This is a genomic window from Sphingomonas pollutisoli (assembly GCF_029167165.1).
Taxonomy (GTDB): domain Bacteria; phylum Pseudomonadota; class Alphaproteobacteria; order Sphingomonadales; family Sphingomonadaceae; genus Sphingomonas; species Sphingomonas pollutisoli.
Genome location: NZ_JARFNJ010000003.1, coordinates 213,834 through 233,043, shown reverse-complemented (window position 1 = coordinate 233,043; position 19,210 = coordinate 213,834). Strand labels below are relative to the sequence as shown.

General features: G+C 68.8%; 21 protein-coding genes. 7 read left to right on the top strand and 14 right to left on the bottom strand.

Annotation, left to right across the window (positions count from 1 at the left end; translation table 11 throughout):
• Positions 1 to 55: 55 nt before the first annotated feature.
• From ftsH to PX554_RS07460, 5 genes are all read right to left on the bottom strand, one after another.
• Positions 56 to 2,020, bottom strand: a complete 1,965-nt coding sequence (gene ftsH / locus PX554_RS07480; protein WP_275500347.1) for an ATP-dependent zinc metalloprotease FtsH — start codon at positions 2,018 to 2,020, stop codon at positions 56 to 58.
• A gap of 69 nt (positions 2,021 to 2,089) precedes the next feature.
• The gene (gene tilS, locus PX554_RS07475) at positions 2,090 to 3,061 is read right to left on the bottom strand and encodes a tRNA lysidine(34) synthetase TilS (protein ID WP_275500344.1); all 972 of its coding nucleotides are present in this window, start codon (positions 3,059 to 3,061) and stop codon (positions 2,090 to 2,092) included.
• Position 3,062: 1 nt separating this feature from the next.
• The gene (locus PX554_RS07470) at positions 3,063 to 4,046 is read right to left on the bottom strand and encodes a tetratricopeptide repeat protein (protein WP_275500342.1); all 984 of its coding nucleotides are present in this window, start codon (positions 4,044 to 4,046) and stop codon (positions 3,063 to 3,065) included.
• 65 nt (positions 4,047 to 4,111) lie between these two features.
• Entirely contained in the window at positions 4,112 to 5,062 is a 951-nt protein-coding gene (locus PX554_RS07465) for a helix-turn-helix domain-containing protein (protein ID WP_275500340.1), read from the bottom strand.
• A gap of 124 nt (positions 5,063 to 5,186) precedes the next feature.
• Positions 5,187 to 7,013 carry an ABCB family ABC transporter ATP-binding protein/permease gene (locus PX554_RS07460; RefSeq protein WP_275500337.1) on the bottom strand — a complete coding sequence of 609 codons (1,827 nt, stop codon included), beginning with the start codon at positions 7,011 to 7,013 and terminating at the stop codon, positions 5,187 to 5,189.
• 125 nt (positions 7,014 to 7,138) lie between these two features.
• Between PX554_RS07460 and PX554_RS07455 the strand changes: the two genes are divergently transcribed.
• On the top strand, positions 7,139 to 7,369 hold the full coding sequence (locus PX554_RS07455) for a hypothetical protein (RefSeq protein ID WP_093223041.1): 231 nt from the start codon (positions 7,139 to 7,141) through the stop codon (positions 7,367 to 7,369).
• 57 nt (positions 7,370 to 7,426) lie between these two features.
• Positions 7,427 to 7,837, top strand: a complete 411-nt coding sequence (locus PX554_RS07450; protein ID WP_275500334.1) for a hypothetical protein — start codon at positions 7,427 to 7,429, stop codon at positions 7,835 to 7,837.
• A 153-nt stretch (positions 7,838 to 7,990) separates the two neighbouring features.
• Here PX554_RS07450 and PX554_RS07445 read toward each other — a convergent pair whose 3' ends face one another.
• The gene (locus PX554_RS07445; protein WP_093223043.1) at positions 7,991 to 9,304 is read right to left on the bottom strand and encodes a hemolysin family protein; all 1,314 of its coding nucleotides are present in this window, start codon (positions 9,302 to 9,304) and stop codon (positions 7,991 to 7,993) included.
• Between the two features lie 148 nt (positions 9,305 to 9,452).
• Between PX554_RS07445 and PX554_RS07440 the strand changes: the two genes are divergently transcribed.
• On the top strand, positions 9,453 to 10,130 hold the full coding sequence (locus PX554_RS07440) for a YiaD family glycine zipper/OmpA-like lipoprotein (protein ID WP_275500329.1): 678 nt from the start codon (positions 9,453 to 9,455) through the stop codon (positions 10,128 to 10,130).
• Positions 10,131 to 10,151: 21 nt separating this feature from the next.
• Here the strand turns inward: PX554_RS07440 and PX554_RS07435 are convergent, their stop codons facing one another.
• Both PX554_RS07435 and PX554_RS07430 read right to left on the bottom strand, forming a co-directional pair.
• Positions 10,152 to 10,580: a nucleoside deaminase gene (locus tag PX554_RS07435; protein ID WP_275500975.1), complete on the bottom strand. Its 429-nt coding sequence runs from the start codon at positions 10,578 to 10,580 to the stop codon at positions 10,152 to 10,154.
• A 59-nt stretch (positions 10,581 to 10,639) separates the two neighbouring features.
• Positions 10,640 to 10,924, bottom strand: a complete 285-nt coding sequence (locus PX554_RS07430) for a hypothetical protein (protein WP_093223046.1) — start codon at positions 10,922 to 10,924, stop codon at positions 10,640 to 10,642.
• A gap of 174 nt (positions 10,925 to 11,098) precedes the next feature.
• Between PX554_RS07430 and rpmB the strand changes: the two genes are divergently transcribed.
• Positions 11,099 to 11,398 (top strand): 50S ribosomal protein L28, encoded by a 300-nt coding sequence (gene rpmB / locus PX554_RS07425; protein ID WP_093223047.1) that lies wholly within the window; start codon positions 11,099 to 11,101, stop codon positions 11,396 to 11,398.
• 6 nt (positions 11,399 to 11,404) lie between these two features.
• On the opposite strand, the gene PX554_RS07420 is transcribed toward rpmB, so the two are convergent.
• Positions 11,405 to 12,421: an esterase-like activity of phytase family protein gene (locus PX554_RS07420; protein ID WP_275500327.1), complete on the bottom strand. Its 1,017-nt coding sequence runs from the start codon at positions 12,419 to 12,421 to the stop codon at positions 11,405 to 11,407.
• 168 nt (positions 12,422 to 12,589) lie between these two features.
• Between PX554_RS07420 and PX554_RS07415 the strand changes: the two genes are divergently transcribed.
• Positions 12,590 to 13,006 (top strand): glycine zipper 2TM domain-containing protein, encoded by a 417-nt coding sequence (locus tag PX554_RS07415; RefSeq protein WP_093223049.1) that lies wholly within the window; start codon positions 12,590 to 12,592, stop codon positions 13,004 to 13,006.
• A gap of 299 nt (positions 13,007 to 13,305) precedes the next feature.
• Here PX554_RS07415 and PX554_RS07410 read toward each other — a convergent pair whose 3' ends face one another.
• Both PX554_RS07410 and mgtE read right to left on the bottom strand, forming a co-directional pair.
• Positions 13,306 to 13,707 (bottom strand): DUF1489 family protein, encoded by a 402-nt coding sequence (locus tag PX554_RS07410; RefSeq protein ID WP_093223050.1) that lies wholly within the window; start codon positions 13,705 to 13,707, stop codon positions 13,306 to 13,308.
• Positions 13,708 to 13,732: 25 nt separating this feature from the next.
• Positions 13,733 to 15,154 carry a magnesium transporter gene (mgtE, locus tag PX554_RS07405; protein WP_093223052.1) on the bottom strand — a complete coding sequence of 474 codons (1,422 nt, stop codon included), beginning with the start codon at positions 15,152 to 15,154 and terminating at the stop codon, positions 13,733 to 13,735.
• Between the two features lie 138 nt (positions 15,155 to 15,292).
• Here mgtE and PX554_RS07400 point away from each other — a divergent pair, with 138 nt between their 5' ends.
• Both PX554_RS07400 and PX554_RS07395 read left to right on the top strand, forming a co-directional pair.
• On the top strand, positions 15,293 to 15,748 hold the full coding sequence (locus PX554_RS07400) for a peptidylprolyl isomerase (protein WP_093223053.1): 456 nt from the start codon (positions 15,293 to 15,295) through the stop codon (positions 15,746 to 15,748).
• A gap of 120 nt (positions 15,749 to 15,868) precedes the next feature.
• Complete coding sequence (locus PX554_RS07395; protein ID WP_275500319.1) at positions 15,869 to 16,939, top strand: MBL fold metallo-hydrolase; 1,071 nt, start codon at positions 15,869 to 15,871, stop codon at positions 16,937 to 16,939.
• A 26-nt stretch (positions 16,940 to 16,965) separates the two neighbouring features.
• Here the strand turns inward: PX554_RS07395 and PX554_RS07390 are convergent, their stop codons facing one another.
• The 3 genes from PX554_RS07390 to PX554_RS07380 all read right to left on the bottom strand — a co-directional run bounded on the left by PX554_RS07390 (position 16,966) and on the right by PX554_RS07380 (position 18,975).
• Complete coding sequence (locus tag PX554_RS07390; protein WP_275500317.1) at positions 16,966 to 17,349, bottom strand: VOC family protein; 384 nt, start codon at positions 17,347 to 17,349, stop codon at positions 16,966 to 16,968.
• A complete protein-coding gene (locus PX554_RS07385; protein WP_275500316.1) occupies positions 17,342 to 17,797 on the bottom strand; it encodes a MarR family winged helix-turn-helix transcriptional regulator in 456 nt (151 codons plus the stop codon). The genes PX554_RS07390 and PX554_RS07385 overlap by 8 nt, the downstream gene beginning before the upstream one ends.
• Before the next feature lie 287 nt (positions 17,798 to 18,084).
• On the bottom strand, positions 18,085 to 18,975 hold the full coding sequence (locus PX554_RS07380) for a LysR substrate-binding domain-containing protein (RefSeq protein ID WP_093223060.1): 891 nt from the start codon (positions 18,973 to 18,975) through the stop codon (positions 18,085 to 18,087).
• Positions 18,976 to 19,210 lie beyond the last annotated feature (235 nt).

The window sequence follows — 19,210 nt, the reverse complement described above, 5'->3', positions numbered from 1 at the left end:
GTGCGGGGACGGGACGGGCCACCCGGCGGACGAACCGCCGGGTGGCCCCAAAATCTCACGCCGGCAGCGGGTTGCCGAACGGGCCGGGCCCCTTGCCACGGCGCGTCTTGGGGATCGAGGTGCCGCTGCTCGGCAGCACCACGGTCGGCGCGTTGCTGTCGGGGCGGTCGAGATCCTCGCCGGCGATCAGGCGCTTGATGTCCTCGCCGGTGAGCGTCTCGAGTTCGAGCAGCGCATTGGCGATGAGGTGCAACTGATCGATATGGTCGGTCAGGATCTGGCGCGCGCGCTCCAGCCCCTGTTCGACGAAGCGCTTGACCTCGCTGTCGATCAGCCGCGCGGTCTCGTCCGACATCGCCTTGCCGGCACGCGGCGCGGCATAGCCGGTGAAGCTGTCCTCGCTATCGCTGAAGTCGAGCGGGCCGAGCCGGTCGGACAGGCCCCACTTCGTCACCATCGCGCGCGCGAGCCGAGTCGCCTGCATGATGTCGTTCGAGGCGCCCGAGCTGACCTTGTCGAAGCCGAACACCAGCTCTTCCGCGATGCGGCCACCGAACGCCACGGCGATATCGGCGTGCATTTTGTCGCGGTGATAGCTGTAGGTGTCGCGTTCGGGCAGCGGCTGGACCATGCCCAGCGCGAAGCCGCGCGGGATGATCGTCGCCTTGTGGATCGGATCCGCGGTCGGCTCGTGCGCGAAGACGAGCGCGTGGCCGGCTTCGTGATAGGCGGTCATCCGCTTCTCGTCGTCGGTCATCACCATCGAACGGCGCTCGGCACCCATCATCACCTTGTCGCGCGCGTCGTCGAACTCGGCGGCGGCGACGAGCCGCTTGCCGCGCCGCGCCGCGAGCAACGCGGCCTCGTTGAGGAGGTTGGCGAGATCGGCGCCCGAGAAGCCCGGCGTGCCGCGCGCGATGGTGCGCGGATCGACGTCGAGCGCGAGCGGCACCTTCTTCATATGAACCTGGAGGATCTTGACGCGGCCCTCGATGTCAGGACGCGGCACCTGCACCTGGCGATCGAACCGGCCCGGACGCAGCAGCGCGGGATCGAGCACGTCGGGGCGGTTGGTCGCCGCGATGATGATGATGCCTTCGTTGGCCTCGAACCCGTCCATCTCGACCAGCAACTGGTTGAGCGTCTGTTCGCGCTCGTCATTGCCATTGCCGAGGCCAGCGCCACGATGGCGGCCGACCGCGTCGATCTCGTCGATGAAGACGATGCACGGCGCCGACTTCTTGGCCTGTTCGAACATGTCGCGCACGCGGCTCGCGCCGACGCCGACGAACATCTCGACGAAGTCCGAGCCCGAGATGGTGAAGAACGGCACGCCCGCCTCGCCCGCGATGGCGCGCGCGAGCAAGGTCTTGCCGGTGCCGGGCGAGCCGACCAGCAACGCGCCCTTGGGGATCTTGCCGCCGAGGCGGGCGAATTTGGTCGGATCCTTGAGGAACTCGACGATCTCCTGCAACTCCTCGCGCGCCTCGTCGATGCCGGCGACATCGTCGAACGTCACCTTGCCGTCGCGCTGGGTGAGCATCTTGGCGCGGCTCTTGCCGAAGCCCATCGCGCCCGAGCCGGAGCCCTTCTGCATCTGGCGCAACACGAAATAGGCGATGCCGAGGAACAACAGGAACGGCAGCGACTGCATCAGCATGATCTGCCAGAAGGGCGAGCCTTCATCGGGCTTGGCGTTGATCTCGACGCCGGCCTTGCGCAGCCGGTCGGTCAACTGCAGATCGGACGGGATCGCATAGGTGCGGAACTTGCTGCCATCGGTCTGCGTGCCGGTGATGACCTCACCGGCGACGTTGACGTCCTTGATGGTATGCGATTCGACCTTATCCAGAAACGCCGAATATGCGATCGTGTTGTTGCCGTTCGCGACGTCGCGCGTGTCGAGCAACATGACGAACATCGCAAGCGCGACCAGGATGCCGACCCAGATCAGCAGGCTCTTCATCCAGGGATTACCGCCCCCATTGTCGGGGCCGGGCCGCTTGTCGTTATCGTTCATGGATACGCTACCTTTCGAACGTCCAAGATAAGCAGCCTGATGTTAATGGCAATGGAACAGAGCCATTACTTACGCCGATTGGTGTGATCGGCGTGGCGGGGCGGGGCCGAATCGCCAGATTTCGCGCGCCGGGGCGGCGAGGACGCGCCCCTGCGTCGCGCGTTTGCCCGATTCGAGCGATTCGAGCAGCGACTCGATATTGTCGGTGGCGGTCGCCGGGTCGATCGCGCGGAGCGCGCGCGCGGCGAGGCGGCGGCGGATCTCGCGCGGCAGGCCGGCGACGGTGAGCGCCACCGCGCCGGGCGTCTCCACCGCGCGCTGCGTCCAGAAGATTTCGGTCAGCGCGGCGAGCGCGTCCTCGGCCTCGGCGGCGTGGGCGGCGGCGGCGGCGAGGCGGAGCGGATCGAGCCAGTCGATCGCGGCGAGCGTCGCGCGGACGCGGGCGCGTTCGAACACGGGATCGCGGTTGCTCGGATCATCGACGAACGGCACGGCGGCGGCGGCAGCGATCGCGCGCAGCTCGGCGCGCCGCCATCCGAGCAGCGGGCGGATGATCGGCGGGCCACCCGGCTGGCGCGCGCGGATGCCGGCCAGCCCCGCCACGCCCGAGCCGCGCGCGGCGCGCATCAAGAAGGTCTCGGCCTGGTCGTCGGCGTGATGCGCGGTGAGCAGCGCGGCGCAGCCGGCCTGCGCGGCCCAGCGCAGCAGCAGCGCGTAGCGGCGCGCGCGCGCCCAGGCGTGGAGGTTGCCGGTGGCGGGGCGCGGCTCGGCGATGGCGAGCGTCGCATGGGGCACGCCGAGCGTGGCGCAATGGGCGGCGACCATCGCCGCCTCGTCGGCGCTCGCCGCGCGCAGCGCGTGATCGACCGTCGCCGCCGTCACCCGGCCGGGAAACGCCGCCGCCGCGAGCGCGAGCATCGCCATGCTGTCCGGCCCGCCCGAGACCGCCAGCGCCAGCCGGCGCTCGCCGAGCGGCGCGCCGAGCAGCCGTTCGCAATCCGCCCCGAACCGCGCGACCGGCGCCGGTTCGAGCGCGATCACATCACGCGCATTTCGATTGCGCCTTGGCGCGCGTGACATCGCCCTTCATCGCGTCGCTGAGCTTGGCGCCATAGACGTCCTCGAGCTCGCGATAGACCTTGCAGACATCCGCCGCGGGCTTGCCGAGCCGGACCAGCGACTGGCCGAGATAATAGAGGCTGTCGGGCGCGCGCTCGCCATCGGGCCATTTCTTGTAATTGTCGTAGAAGGCGAGGCTGGCGAGGCTCGGCTTGCCGTCTTCGAGATAGGATCGGCCGAGCAGGTTCTGCGCGTAGCTCGCGCGCTTGTGCTTGGGGTAGGTGGCGGTGACGAGCTTGAACTGCGCCTCGGCCTCCGGGTACATTTTCGCCTGCCACAGCCGGTAGCCGTAGAGATAGGCGTCCTCGGCGGCGTCGCCCGTTTTTGGGCGCTCGATCGCGGCGAGCTGCTTCTGGCGCGCGGGATCGGTGGTGGGGGGCGCGCCGTCTTCGGCCTCGGCGGTCTTGCCCGGGCGCGCGGCGGGCTGCTTGACGCCCGCACCGGGCTTGCCGCCGGCGCGGGGCGGCGGCGTGTCCGACGTGTCGGCGATCGGCGCGGGCGACCCGGCGCCGGCGCCTCCGGCGGCGTCCTCCAGTGCCTTGATGCGCGCGTCGGTGCTGCGCTTATAGGCGTTGAACGCATCCTCGAGCACCTGCGTGCGGTGCTGCGTCGTCTCGATCTGGCCGGTGATGCCGGTCAACTGGCTCTCGAGCGCGTTGACGCGCGCGGTGAGATCGGACAGCGGGCTGCCCGACGGGCTGCCGGGGATATCCTCGGGTGCGGCGGGTTTGATCTCGGGTTCGAGATATTGGCCGGCGCCGCCCGGAAAGACCTTGCGCTGGACCGCGCGCATCTCGCTTTCGAGCTTGCCGACGCGGCTCTCGACCGCCGAGGCCTGGCCGAACGCCGGGGCCGCCGCGCACGCGCTGCCCGCCAGCAGAACCCAGGCCAAAATCCGTCTACGCATTCCCATCCCTCGCAAGTCCGCTGCCGCTCGCTATAGCTCTAAGCCACGCCGCCTGTCGCCAGCCTTTACGGAGCCGGCGTCGCGGCGGGTGCCGGCGGTGCCGATGCGGGCGCGGCGATGTTGAGCGCCGCGGCGTTCGCTTCCGCCGCGCTCTCGCGGTGGCGCGGGGTCGCGCGCGGGGCGGCCCGGGCGGCGGGGCTGGCGGCGGCGGGCGGGGTCGCGGCGGCCACCGGCGCGGCGGCGTTGCCGCGCGCGAGCAGCGCCGAGGCGCTGATCGGCACGTCCTTGATCGGAACCCTGCCGTCGCCGAGCGCGGGCACCGCGCTGCCGTTGACGGTGACGGTGAGCTTGTCGGGGCGGCCGACGTTGATCATCAGCCCGGCCCGGTCCTGCGGCACCGCATAGCTGTCGCCGGGCTTCAGCGTGTTCTCATAGACCGTGCCGTCACGGTCGTAGATGCGCAGCCACACGTCATCCTTGGCGGTGAGCGTGACCTGGCCGCCGGCCGGCACGGGCGCCGGCGTCGCCGGGGCCTCGGGCACGGCGGTCTGCGCGGCGGTGTCGGTCGCGGCGGCGGGCGCGGCGCTGTCGCCACGGAACCAGGTGGTGCCGAACCACAGCCCGGCGGCGATCAGCAGCAGCAGCGCGAGCGCGACGCCGACCACCGCGACGAGCCCGCTCGGCTCGCGCTTGGGCTCATCGGGTTCGTAGGCGACATATTCGGTGCGGCGCACCGCGGGCTGGTGCGTGTTCTGCGCGCGGACATCGCGCGCGATCGAGACCTCGTCGGCGCCGACCGCGCGCGCATAGGCCTTGGCGAAGCCGACCGAATAGGTGATCGAGGGGAGCGCGGCGTAATTGCCGTCCTCGATCGCCTGAAGCTGGCGCAGCGGCACGCGGGTGCGCGCGGCGACCTCGTCGAGCGAGAGGCCCTGCGCCTCGCGGGCTTCGCGCAAACGCTCTCCGGGGGTGCGGGGGAGCGGCTTGGCCGGTTCCACCGGTTCGGCGTCGGTCATTCACAGTCTCCGGCGCAGGCGGTTGCAACCTTGATTACCCTGCGCGTAACGATCCGCCTGTTGCACCAGCGCACGCGCCAGCGCAACGGGCCGAACGTCGTAGCGAGGCGTTTCAGCGACGCGGTTATTCGGCGGCGAGCGCTTCCTCGGCGCGTTCCTGCGCCTGCCGGTTCCACATCTCGGCATAGAGGCCGTCGCGGCGCAGCAGTTCGGCGTGGGTGCCACGTTCCTTGACCTCGCCCGCCTCGAGCACGACGATCTCGTCGGCGTGGACCACGGTGGAGAGGCGGTGGGCGATGACGATGGTGGTGCGCCCGCGTTCGATCGCCTGGAGCGTGTCGAGGATCTCGCCCTCGGTGCGGCTGTCGAGCGCGGAGGTGGCTTCGTCGAGGATCAGGATCGGCGGATCCTTGAGCAGGGTGCGCGCGATCGCGACGCGCTGCTTCTCGCCGCCCGAAAGCTTGAGCCCGCGCTCGCCGACGCGCGTTTCATAGCCCTGCGGCTGGCGTTCGATGAAGCCCGCGATCGCGGCGCCGCGCGCGGCGGCCTCGATCTCGGTCGCGCTCGCGCCCTCGCGGCCATAAGCGATATTATAGCCGATCGTGTCGTTGAACAGCACCGTATCCTGGGGGACGATGCCGATCGCGGCGCGCAGGCTCGCCTGCGTCACCTGCGCGATATCCTGCCCGTCGATGGTGATGCGCCCGCCGGTGAGATCGTAGAACCGGTACATCAGCCGCGCGAGCGTCGATTTGCCCGCGCCCGACGGCCCGACCACCGCGAGCGTGGTGCCCGCCGGGATATCGAGGTCGATGCCCTTGAGGATCGGCTGGCCGGCATCATAGCCGAAGCGCACGTTCTCGAAGCGGACATGCCCGCGCGCCACCGCGAGCGGCGGCGCGCCCTGGGGATCGACCACCTCGCTCGGCGTGTCGACCAGATCGAACATCGCGCCCATGTCGAGCACGCCTTGGCGGATCGTGCGATACACCATGCCGAGCAGATCGAGCGGGCGGAACAACTGGCTGAGCAGCGTCGACACCAGCACGACGTTGCCGGCGGTGAAACGCCCCTGGCTCCAGCCGATCACGACGAGCAGCATGCCCCCCGCCATCATCAGATTGGTGATCGCTGCCTGGCCGACGTTGAGCCAGGCCAGCGAATTCTCCGATTTGACCGCCGCATTGGCATAGAGCGCCATCGCCCGGTCGTAGCGCTTCGCCTCGCGTTCCTCGGCGCCGAAATATTTGACCGTTTCGAAATTGAGCAGCGAATCGACCGCGTGCGCGACAGCGCCGGTATCGAGATCGTTCATCCGCGTGCGCAGCGCGGCGCGCCAATCGGTGACGGCGCGGGTGAACCAGATATAGACGCCGACCATCACCAAAGTGCCGGCGACCAGCCACACTCCGAACTTGGTCCAGAAGATGCCGATGACGAGCGCGAGTTCGAGGACGGTCGGCGCGATGTTGAACAGCAGGAAATAGAGCATCGTGTCGATGCTCTTGGTGCCGCGCTCGACCACCTTGGTGACCGCGCCGGTGCGGCGTTCAAGGTGGAAGCGCAGGCTGAGCTGGTGGAGATGGCGGAACACCGTCGCCGCCAGCCGCCGCGTGGCATCCTGCCCGACGCGCTCGAACACCGCGTTGCGCAGGTTGTCGAACACCACCGAGCCGAAACGCGCGGCGGCATAGCCGACGACCATCAGGCAGACGAGCGTGGTGAGATCGGGCGCGGGGCGGTGCCCGGCCATGCCGTCGATCGCGCCTTGCAGCGCGAACGGCGCGCCATAGACCTGGACCAGCTTGGACGCGATGACGAGCAGCATCGCCGCGACGATGCGCAGCTTCAGCGCGGGCGCGCCGGCGGGCCATAGATAGGGCAGGAAGCGGCGCAGCGTCGGCAGCAGCGGGCGCTCGCGCGCGTCGGAGGTGAAGGTTTCGGGAGGCATCGTGACCGAATGTAGGCGTGGTCAAGCCGTATCGGAAGCGTCTCATGGAACCAGCGGCCCGCCCGGTCGCTTTACCTCCTGATGGCGGGCCGGCGAGACCGCCCCCAAGCGAACCGGAGGCGTTCATGGAACCGCTCTTCTACGTCATGGCGATCCTGGGCTGCGGCGACGGCAGCGCGCAATGCGCGCAGACGCGGATCGAGACCGTGCAATATCGCTCGATCGAACAATGCCAGGCAGCGATGCCGGCGGTGCTGGCGCGCAACAGCGACCTCGACTATCCGGTCGTCTCGGCGGCATGCCAGGCGAAGGGCGAGCGGCTCGCGCAGAACCACGGCACCCGCGCGCACGGCTGATTGTTCCGGCGCGGCGCCGGGCTATAGCGCCCGTTCGCGAGACGCGCGGGAGAGTATATGCGGACAGTGCTGGGGATCGTGTTCGGCGTGGCCGCGGCATTGCTGATCGTCGGCGCCGCCGAATCGATCGAGACCGCGCTATATCCGCTGCCGGCCCTCGACAATGCCGACCCCGCGACGCTGGCCGGCGTCGTCGCCGACATGCCCTTGGCCGCGAAACTGCTCATCGTCGCCGGCTGGCCGATCGGCGCGTTCGGCGGCGCGTGGCTGGGTCTGCGCGTGTGCGATCGCCGCGTGGCCGCGGGGATCGTCGTCGCCGCGGTGATGGCGGCCGCGCTCGCCAATGTGCTGACGCTGCCGCATCCTGTGTGGATGATAATATGCGCGGTGGTGCTGCCGGTTCTCGGTGGCGCGTTGGCGGTGGGCGTGCATCGCAAGCCGTATCGCGGCGAGGCGTTGCTGGGGTGAAATCGCGTGCGTTCGCGCCGGGCGAGGTCGCGCGCGGCTGGGGCTGGGTTTTTTCGCCTATCTGTCGTCGCCTCGGCGGAGGGCGGGGCCGTTGCGTTTTGGGCAGCCGGGTCGTCACGTCGTGCAGCGGCCCCGGCCTGCGCCGGGGCGACGTTACGCCCGACTCACCAGCAATTTGTCGATGCGGCGGCCGTCGAGATCGACGACTTCGAATTTCCAGCCCTGTTCAGTGAAATGCTCGCCCTCGCCGGGCAGGTGGCGGAACTTGGCGAGCGCGAGGCCGGCGACGGTGGCATAATCGCGGTCTTCGGGCAGGTCGATGCACAGCCGCTCGGCGAGCGCGTCGGCGGCCATGTGGCCGGCGACGAGCAGCGAGCCGTCGTCGCGCTCCACCACCGAGGGTTCGTCGTCGGGATCGGCATCGGAGGCGAATTCGCCCGCGATCGCGGCGAGCAGATCGGCGGGGGTGACGATGCCTTCGAAGTGGCCGTATTCATCGTGGATCAGCGCCATCGGCACCTCGGCCTGGCGCAGCGCGTCGAGCGCGTCCATCGCGTCGATCTGATCGAGCACCACCGGCGCCGAACGCATCAGCGCGCGCAGATCGAGCGGTTCGCCGCGAAACAGCGCGACCGCCACGTCGCGCGCCTGCACCACGCCGACGACCTTGTCGACCGAGCCTTCCGCCACCGGCAGCCGGCTGTGCGAGGCGACCATCAAGGCGGCGCGCACGCCGGCCTCGTCGCCACGATCACTCAGCGTCGCGTCGATCCATTCGACATCGGTGCGCGGGGTCATCACCTCGCGCACCGGCCGGTCGGCCAGCCGCACCACGCCCGAGATGATCGAGCGCTCATGCTCCTCGATCACGCCCGACTTGCTCGCCTCGGCGACGATGAGATGGAGTTCCTCGGCGGTGACATGCTCCTCGGTCTTGCGATCGAGCCGCATCAGCCGGAACAGCAGCGCGCTCGACGAATCGAGCAGCCACACCACCGGCGCGGTCCCCCAGGCGAGCGCCAGCACCGGCCCCGCCGCCATCGCCGCGATCCGTTCGGGCGCACGCAGCGCGATCTGCTTGGGGACGAGCTCGCCGATCACCAGCGAGGCATAGGTGGTGAGCCCGATCACCAGCGCGAAGCCGAGCGATTCGGTGGTCTGCGGGGGCAGGCCGAGCCATTGCAGCCGCGCCGCGACCGGCTGGCCCAGGCTCGCGCCCGAATAGGCGCCGGCGAGGATTCCGATCAGCGTGATGCCGATCTGCGTGGTCGACAGGATCTTGCCGGGATCGGCGGCGAGCCTCAGCGCGGTCTCGGCGCCGCGCACCCTGGCGCGGGCCATCGCCTCCAGCCGGGCGCGCCGCGCCGAGACGATCGCGAGTTCGGACATCGCGAACAGGCCGTTCAGGACGATCAACGCGACGATGATCGCGACGTCGATCCACGGGAAGGGAGAGAGAGGGTGCATGGCGCCATACCCCCTTTGACGCGAATCGCGCCGCTTCACAACCGCCGCGCGCACGATCAATTCGCTTGCGGAACAGACGCGGGAGCGGAATGGTTGGGCGGTACGGGCCGGCGGCGGGTGCCGCCGGGAAGGAAAGGGACCGATCATCATGCGCCATGCCGCGCGCTTCACCACGGTCGCGGCGCTCGCCGCGCTGCTCGCCACCACCGCCTGCGTGACCGATCCCGAGACCGGGCGGCAGCGTCTTTCGAACACCGCGATCGGCGGGATCGGCGGCGCGCTCGGCGGCTATCTGCTCGGCGATCTGGTCGGCGGGCGGCACGACCGCACCGCCAAGATCGCGGGCGCGGGGATCGGCGGGCTCGCCGGCGCGGCGATCGGATCGTACATGGACAAGCAGGAGCGCGACCTGCGCGAGCGCACCGCCGGCACCGAGGTCCGCGTGATCCGGCGCGGCGACGACCTGATCCTCAGCATCCCTTCGGGAATCAACTTCGCCTATAACAGCGACACGGTCGCGCCGGCGTTCCAGCACACGCTCGACGATGTCGCGCGGGTGCTCGGCCAATATGACCGGACCTATATCGATATCTACGGCCATACCGATGCGATCGGATCGGACGCGTACAACCAGGGGCTGTCCGAACGGCGCGCGGTGGCGGTGGCGGATTACCTCGTCACGCACGGGGTGAACGGCGCGCGCATCGCGACGCGCGGGTTCGGCAAGACCCAGCCGATCGCCAACAACGAGACCGAGGAGGGCCGCGCGGCCAATCGGCGCGTGGAGATCAAGATCGTCCCGATCCCGGAGAGCGATCTGCGCTGATCCCCCCGCTCGCGCGGAAGATCAGCGGCGCCGCGCGAAGAAGTCGCGGAGCAGCGCCGCCGCCTCGCGCTCGGCGATGCCGGGGTAGATTTCCGGGCGGTGGTGGATCGTGGGGTGCGTGAACAGGCGCGGGCCGTGCTCGACCGCGCCGCCCTTCGGATCGCCCGCGCCATAATAGAGCCGGGCGATGCGCGCGTGGGCGATAGCGCCCGCGCACATCGCGCACGGCTCGAGCGTCACCCACAGGTCGCAGTCGCCGAGCCGGTCGTCGCCGATCGCCGCGGCGGCGGCGCGAATCGCGAGCATCTCGGCATGCGCGGTGGGATCGTGGCGGGTGCGGGGCGCGTTGGCGGAGGTGGCGATGATCGTGCCGGCGCGCACGATCGCGGCGCCGACCGGCACCTCCCCGCGCGCGGCGGCGGCGGCGGCGGCATCGAGCGCGGCGCGCATCGGGGGCGGGACCGGGAACATCATCGCCCCATGCCCCGCCGGCCGCGCGCGCGACAAGGTTATTCGGCGGCGGCGTTGCTGGTGCCGTCACCCGGCTTGTTCATATGGATGGTCGGCACCGCGATCGTCTTCTGCGTGGTACCGACGGTGGGCACATCGACCACCTTCTCCTTGGTGCCGACCGACAGCGTCGCGACATTGGCGCTGACCGCCGGGGCGGTGCCGCCATCGACATGGACGCTCGGCAGGCTGCCGGGGCGGGTCTGGAACGACAGCAGGCCGAGCGAGACCATCGCGACGACGATGACGGCGGCGATGCCGATCAGGGCTAACAGGAAACGCATCAACACTCTCCCCACGGGACGATCGAATCGATATCGTAACCAACGCGGGGCCTGGCGGATCGTTGCATCGCCCCAGGAGCGGGCGGCGAGCGCGCTGAATCGGTTGACCTGCCCGGACAACCCCGTTATGCGCCTGCGCCTTCACGGGATCACCCCAGCTTTCAGGAATACATCATGTCGCGGATTTGCGAACTGACCGGCAAGGGCCGGATGGTGGGGAACAATGTCTCCCACGCCAACAACAAGACCAAGCGCACGTTCCTGCCGAACCTGCAGAACGTCACCCTGATGTCCGAAGCGCTCGGCACCAGCGTCAAGCTGCGCGTCTCGACGCACGGCCTGCGCTCGGTCGAGCATGTCGGCGGGCTCGACAACTGGCTGGTCAAGACCAGCGAGGACAAGCTCTCGCTGCGCGCGCGTCGCCTCAAGCGCGACGTCGCCAAGAAGCTCTCCTCGGCGCAGGCCGCCGCCTGATCCGCTTCACGGCCGGGCGCGCTTCGGTGCGCCCGGCGCGTCGAGCCTGAATTTCAGCAGCAGACTGCGCTGAAGCACGGACTGGTTGTCATCGGACACCAGCCATAGAATCGTGCGCCCGCCCTCGCGCGTCGCGGCGATCCCCTCGAAATTCTCGTGGACCAGCGGCGGCGCCAGCGTCGCGATCTCGCGTCCGCGCACCACCGCGCCCGGGCGAATCGCGCCGCGGTCTATCACCACCAGCGTGTTGGTGAAGGTGAAGGGCAGCGTGAAGCGGCGGTTGAGTACGATCAGCCGGCCATCGGGCAGCACCGTCATGTCGCTCGGATCGGAGCGCGCGGGCGGGATATAGCTGAAGCGGTAGCCGCGATTGGGCTCGCGCACCGGATCGCCGGTGAAGCGAAACGCCGCGCGGCCCGTGCCGCCGGGCCACGGCGCTTGCTCGCCGATCGCGATCGCGCCGCCGCCCCAGCCGGCGCGGGGCAGGAAGGTGAACGATTCGGCGCCTTCGTTGCCCGGCCATCCCGCCATCGCGCGCGGGGCCGCCGCGCCGAGCGCGCGGCGCAGGTCGGGCGTGTAGCGCCACAGCATGTTGCTGTTCTCGAAGCCGGCGACGACGCTGCCGTCGCGGGGATCGACGCCCATCGATTCGCTGTCGCGGTCGACCTTGGCCCAGCCGGTGCCGGGGCCGGCGGGAAGATCGCCGAACGCGATCGCGCGCGGGCGCCAATCCGGGCCGAGCGTGAATTGCACGATATTGCCGCCGTCGCTGAGCAGCGTGACGCGGTGGCCGCGCGCGACGTGGAGCGCGGAGAAGCCGCCGAACGCCCGATCGGGGCTGGTGAGTCGCACGCCGCCGAGCCACACCAGCGCGCCGACCCTGCTCCGCGCCGGATGCGCCGCGTCGAGCGCGATCGGGGCGGCGCGGACGACCGCGCGCTTGCCCATCAGCGGCAGGCGCGGCTCGCCCATCCAGTCCGGGACGAAGAGCAGCATCAGCAGACAGGACAGGACCACGCGCATCGCGCCAGCCGTGAGCGATGCCGCGACACGGCGCAACGCTTTCCAACGATGAACAAAGGATAACGGACGCGTTCAGTCTCGGCTCAAAGCGACTCGGTCATACCGGCATCATCGAAGGACGCGGCGCATCGCCGCCGCCGTTTCGAACCGGATTTCGGGAGAAGGACGATGATGAAGAAAGTTTCGCTCGCCGCTGCCGCCCTCGCGATGACCGCCGGTGGCCTGGCGGCCGCGCCGGCCTCGGCCCAATATTACGGCGATGGCCGTTACGACCGCGCCTATAACGATGCCTATCGTGACGGCTACAATCGTGGCCCGTCCTATTATTATCAGGATCGCGGCGGCTATTACGACGGCCGTGGGTACGATCGCGGCTATGATCGCGGCTATTACAACCGCCGCTACCGGTCGAACCAGTGCAGCAGCGCGACCGGCACGATCCTCGGCGCGATCGCGGGCGGTCTGCTCGGCAACAGCATCGCGGGCCGGGGCGATCGCGGGGTCGGCACCGTTCTCGGCGCGGGCGCGGGCGCACTGGCGGGCCGCGCGATCGATCAGTCGGACAACCCACGCTACTGCCGCTGACGGAGCGAGGCGCGGGTTTCCGCCGTCGCTACGCCCCCGGAACGATTTTCGCGCTCATGCGCTTAACAGGCTTCTTCCCGTGTGGCGTATCGGGACGGAGCGGAGGGCCGGCGCGGCGACGCGCCGGCCGTCTAGCCGCTCACGCGTTACCCCGTGTTGCGTTGGGGGTCGAAGGGACCGGCGCGTGTATTGGCGCCGGTCCCTTCTTGTATTTGGTGGGCGCGCAGTTTGTCCCATGCGGGACATGGCCGCGGCGCAGGTGCGTCGCCTTCGCCCGGCCGAGCGGGCGGCAGATCAGATCAGATCAGCGCCAGCGCGCTCAGTTTGGCGCTCAGTGCCGCTGGCATCGCGTCCGCGTCATGATCCCCGTCTCCGAAGTCGGCGGGCGCATCCTCGGCTTCCAGATAGCGCCAGCCCTGATGCGCGCGCTTGGGGCGCGGCTGGACGCGCACGAGCGGCCCGAGCAGGATCGCGACGCGGCCGCCCTCCGCCTCGCCGAAGCCGAGGATCGGCGAGCGCGCGACCAGCATGTGTTTCAAGATCCAGAACAAAGATCCCTCGCCGGCGATCTCCTCATGGCGCTTGGGCAGGTAGCGCGTGGTCAGGAACACCGGCCCCGCCTCGGCGCGCTCGCGCAGGCGCGCTTCGAGATGCGCGTAACTGGTCGCCCCGAACGCAACCTTGGTGAGATGCAATGCCATCCAGGCCCATCTGGCCACGACCGGCCTAGCTGCCAAGACCCCACAAAGTCGCGAGCCCGAGAAACGAGAAAAACCCCATCACGTCGGTCATCGTTGTGACGAACACCGCCGAGGACACGGCGGGATCGACATCGAGCCGGTCGAGCGTCACCGGCACCAGCACGCCCGCCAGCCCGGCGACGAGATTGTTGATGATCATCGCCAGCCCGATCACCACGGCGAGCGCGGGATTGCCGAAGATCAGCAACGTGCCCGCCCCGATCAGCAGCCCGAGCATCGCGCCGTTGGCGGCGGCGATGCGGAATTCGCGCAGGATCATGCGGATCGTGTTCGATTCGGTGAGCTGGTTGGTGGCGAGCGCGCGCACCACCACCGCCAACGTCTGCGTGCCGGCGTTGCCGCCCATGCCCGACACGATCGGCATCAGCACCGCGAGCAGCGCGAACCGGCCGATCTCGCCCTGGAACAGCCCAACCACGGAGGCGGCGAGGATCGCGGTGCCGAGATTGACCACCAGCCAGGTGATCCGCGTCCGCACCGTCAGCAGGATCGGCTCGTTGATGTCGCCTTCGCCGGCGCCCGACAGCCGCAGGATATCCTCGCCCGCTTCCTGCTGGATGATGTGGACGACGTCGTCGACCGTTATCATGCCGACCAGCCGGCCGCTCAGATCGACCACCGCCGCCGAGATCAGCGCATATTTCTGGAAGCGCAGCGCGACCTCTTCCTGGTCCATGTCGACCGGGATCAGCGTCTGCTCGCGCTGCATCACGTCGCTGATCGCGATGTTGCGCGGCGTGCGCAGGATCCAGGAGAGCTTGCACGTGCCGACCGGCTTGTGGCCGGGATCGACGACGTAGATTTCCCAGAAGTCGGTGGTCAGTTCCTCGTGCCGCCGCAGGTAATCGAGCGTATCGCCGACGGTCCAATGTTCGGGCACCGCGATCAGCTCGCGCTGCATCAGGCGGCCGGCGGATTCTTCCGGGTAGCTCAGCGCCTCCTCGATCGCGGCGCGATCGTCTGGGTCGAGTGCGCGCAGCACCTCGCGCTGATCCTCGGCGTCCATGTCCTCGATGATCGCGACCGCGTCGTCGGTATCGAGTTCGGCGGCGATGTCGGCGATCTCGTGCGGCTCGAGCGCGTCGATCAGATCCTCGCGGACGTAATCGTTCATCTCGGCGAACACGTCGGCGTCGAGCAGATCGGTGATCGCCTTGGCGAGATCGGCGCGGTCTTCGTGCGGCGTCAGCTCGAACAGATCGGCGATGTCGGCGGGGTGGAGCGGCTCGACCAGCGCGCGCGCACCCTCGGCATCGCCTTCGTACACCGCGTCGAGCACGGCGCGGACGAATTCGGGCTTGAGCCGGTCGTCCTCGTCGAGCTGGGCGACCTCGCCGGTCTCGATCGCGGCCTCGTCCTCGGGCCGGGGCAGTTCGGTGTCGCTCATGGATTCGCCTCCCTGCCCGATTGGCGTCCGGATCAACGGCTCCTAACGCGGCGAGTCGCCAAAGCCAACGCCCGCGCGTTTGCATGACGCGATTGTCAGGGCTAGGGCCGGGCATCCGATCAAGACAAGGATTGCAGGATGGCCGATACTCCCGAAACGCTGACGCTGACGCTCGAAACCGGCGACGTCACGATCAAGCTCCGCCCCGATCTCGCGCCCAAGCACGTCGCGCGCATCGCCGAACTGGCCAACGAAGGCTTTTACGATGGCGTGGTGTTCCACCGCGTGATCCCCGGCTTCATGGCGCAGGGCGGTGATCCCTCGGGCACCGGCATGCGCGGCTCGGACAAGCCGAACCTGCCCGCCGAATTCTCGAAGGAGCCGCATGTCCGCGGCGTCGCCTCGATGGCGCGCACCAACGATCCCAACAGCGCGAACAGCCAGTTCTTCATCTGCTTCGACGACGCGCGCTTCCTCGACGGCCAGTACACCGTCTGGGGCGAAGTGACCTCGGGCATGGAGCATGTCGACGCGCTCCCCAAGGGCGAGCCGCCCCGCGCGCCCGGCAAGATCGTCAAGGCACGCGCGGCCTAACCTCTACCGGCCCTCTTCCCGCCTGCGGGGAGAGGGCCATGCCCCTCGTGACGGCGGCACCTCACTGTTCCCTCGTGCGCGAATATGGCACCATGCCGCGACGAAGCAGCGGGGTGTGTCATGGAATGGAACCGCCGATCTCTGCTGGCGCTGGCCGGCGCGGCACTGGTGCCCGGCTTTCCGGTTTTCGGTGCGGCCACGCTCTCGGTGCCGGCGGTGGACCGTCTCCACCTCACCGTCCTGATCGACAGCACCACGAGCGTGTTCGGCGGCGCGATCACCCGGCCCGATATCCGCATCGTGCCCCCGCCGATCACCGCGGATTATCACACCGCCTTCGCCGGCCAATGGGGCTATTCGCTTCTCGCCCGGTGGTCGGCGGCCGGGGCGGCGCGCACGACGCTGATCGATTTCGGCTACACCTCTGCCGCGCTGCTCAACAACATGGCGCTTCTTGATATCGCGCCCGGCACGATCGACGCGATGGTGCTGAGCCACGGCCATTACGACCATTTCGGCGGCCTCGACGGCTTGCTCGCGAGCGGCACGGTGCGGCGCGGCACGCCGCTTTTCGTAGGCGGCGAGGAGGCGTTTTGCGCGCGCATCCGGGGCACCGCTCCCGACGGCTCATCGTTCGGCGCGATCGATCGCGCGATGATCGCAAAGGCCGGGATCAATCTGATCGTTTCCGGCGATCCCCGGATCGTGGCCGGGCAGGGCTTCACGACGGGTTCGATTCCCTTCGTCTCGCCCGAGCGCCCGCGCGTGCCGACCGGTATGCTGCCCGGCCGAAATTGTGAGCGCAGCCTGCTCGACCCCGCCAAGCGCGACAAGAACTTCGTGGTCGATGATGCGGAGCACGAACTGGGAACGGCCTTCAACGTCGCCGGGCGCGGTCTCGTCGTGATCGGCTCGTGCAGCCACCGTGGCATCATCAACACCGTCCGCCGCGCGCAGGCGGTGTCGGGCATCGACAAGGTCCACGCGATCGTTGGCGGTTTTCATCTCGTGCCGCCGCAGACTCGCGATCAGGCGCTGGAGACGGTCGCGCTGATGCAGGCGATCAACCCGGACTATATCATTCCCGGCCTTTGCTCCGGCGAAACCTTCATCGCCGCCGCACTGGCCGCCATGCCGGACAAGGTGATCCGGTCGATCGTCGGCGCGAGCTATATCTTCGGGGCGGCTTGAGGTCGGCTACGCGAAGCGAGAGCCGACTATCCCGCAAAGGCGATGAGGTTGCCGCCGGGATCGCGGAGGATGAACGTCTGCGCGCCCCACGGCTCACGCTTGAGGCGCTGATGCCACGCGACGCCGGCGGAGTCGAAGCTGTGTGCCAGCGCCTCGATGCCCTGAACGGTCACGGTCGCCGAAAGCGCATCGGCTTCGCGCTCCCGGAAGCCGTCCGCGAACACGGCATTGTCCGTGTGCCGCAGGTTGAGGCAAGCGCCGCCGCGCCGGACCTGCGCGTAGAAGGGCGGATCGCCGTGTACGAACGTGAGCGTGAAGCCGAGGCGATCGACATAGAAGGCGCACGCCGCGCCCAAATCCGGCACGAAAAGCTGTGGTTCGGCCGCGATCAGATGTGGTTCTTCATTCATGGTCGTCCTCCTTCGTGTCGCCGGCGAGCCGGAGCATCACATCGGATGCGGCAAGCAGCGTTCGACGATCGGCATCATCGAGGTGATGGAACATGGCATCTGCCAACCACGCCCGGCGTCGCGTCATCGCCCGGTGCAAAGCGAAGGCGCCGGCATCGGTCAGGGCTATCAGGTGGCGGCGACGATCGGCCGGATCGGTCGGCCGTTCGATAAACCGGCGATCTTCCAGTCGAACCAGCAGGCGGCTCAGCGATTGAGGCTGCAATCCCTCGCCGCGTGCGAGCGCCACCGCGCTCATCGGGCCTTGCCGATGCAGCGATGCGAGCAGCGCCAAGCCGCCGCCCGTGACCTCGCCGTCCAAAGCCGGTCGTCGCAACCGGCGGGCAAGGCGGAGCACCGCCCGCACGATCTTTGCCTCGTCCGCTTCATGGCTATCCGCATCGCTCATTTAATACGCATTGCGTATTATATTTGAACTGTCAAGGTCGGGCGGGCTTCGCGGTCGGGACGGATACAGGGGTCGGTCTAAGGTGTGAGGATATCCTTCTGCCGCGCGCAATCGGCCTCGCCGAACGCTGCTCCTGAAGACTTCGCCCGGAGTTGCCGATCGGACATGGAGAACGAGCCGCTCCGAAAACGAGAGCTCGCGTGCGCTTGCGATGTCACGATCCGGTCGCAACGGATCGGTGCCGCCCAACGCGTGTGCGATTCAGGCGGCGCTGGCCGCTGGCCCCGCTAAACGCTCGGATCGGCGATCGCCGTCACCAGCCAGTCGTGGAACAGTTTGACCGGCCGCTGCAGCATCGCGCGCGGGCGACAGGCGAACCAATAGCTGTACGGGCTTTCGATCTCGATATCGAACAATCGCACCAGCCGGGGGTCGCGCGCGTCCTCGAAATGGCTTTCGTGCATGAACGCGACGCCGAGCCCCTGCGCGGCCGCCTCTAGCATCAGCGGCCCCGAATCGAAATGGTCGATCGCCAGCGGGGGCGTGTTCTCCAGCCCCGCCGCGGCGCGGAATTCGGTGAACAGATCGGGCATGTCCTTGTGGACGAGCGCGGTCAGCCCGGCGAGCTGTTCGGGCCGGGTCACCGGATTGGCGCCTTCGAGCATCGCCCTGGCGCCGATCACGTAGATCGAATTGCGGTCGAGCCGTTTGCCGTACAGCGCCGGGTCCATCTCGCGCGCGAGCGCGATCACCGCGTCGAGCCCCTCGCCGAGCCGGGCGAAGCCGTGGCCGGCGGTGTCGATATCCAGATGCAGCTCGGGATGTTTGGCGCGCAGGTCGGCAAGCTTGGGGAACAGCCGCTGCGAGGCGAACAGCGGCATGATGCCGAGCCGCAGCCGCAGCATTTCGGTGCCGCTGGTCATGATCTCGACCGCGTCGGAGAGGCTGTCGAGCGCGGGCGCGATCTGCTGGAGCAGGCGTTCGCCATCGGCGTTGAGCACTACCGCCTGATGCCGCCGCTCGAACAGCGGCTTGCCGATGAAGCGTTCGAGCGCCTGGACGCGGCGGCTGAGCGCGGGCGCGGACAGCGCGAGTTCCTGCGACGCGGCCTTGATCGAGCCGAGCCGCGCGACCTGAACAAACGCCTCGATCGCGGTCAGGGGTGGCAGTCTGCGCATCGAACTCCCGGTTCCTTGTGCAGCGCAACATAATTGCTCTGGATCGAATCTACCACCCTCATCATGCAAAAAGCGAGTCGCGATTGCAATTTCTGCATCCCAAGACAATCTCTTCGCACTTGCACAAGATCGCGCTGCGACGCACATAGCGGGTGCCTTTCAGGCATCCTCTCCTAAAACTTTCACGGCCAGCCCTTCGGGGCTGGCCTTTTTTTGTCCGCGCGCCGCGTGCCGC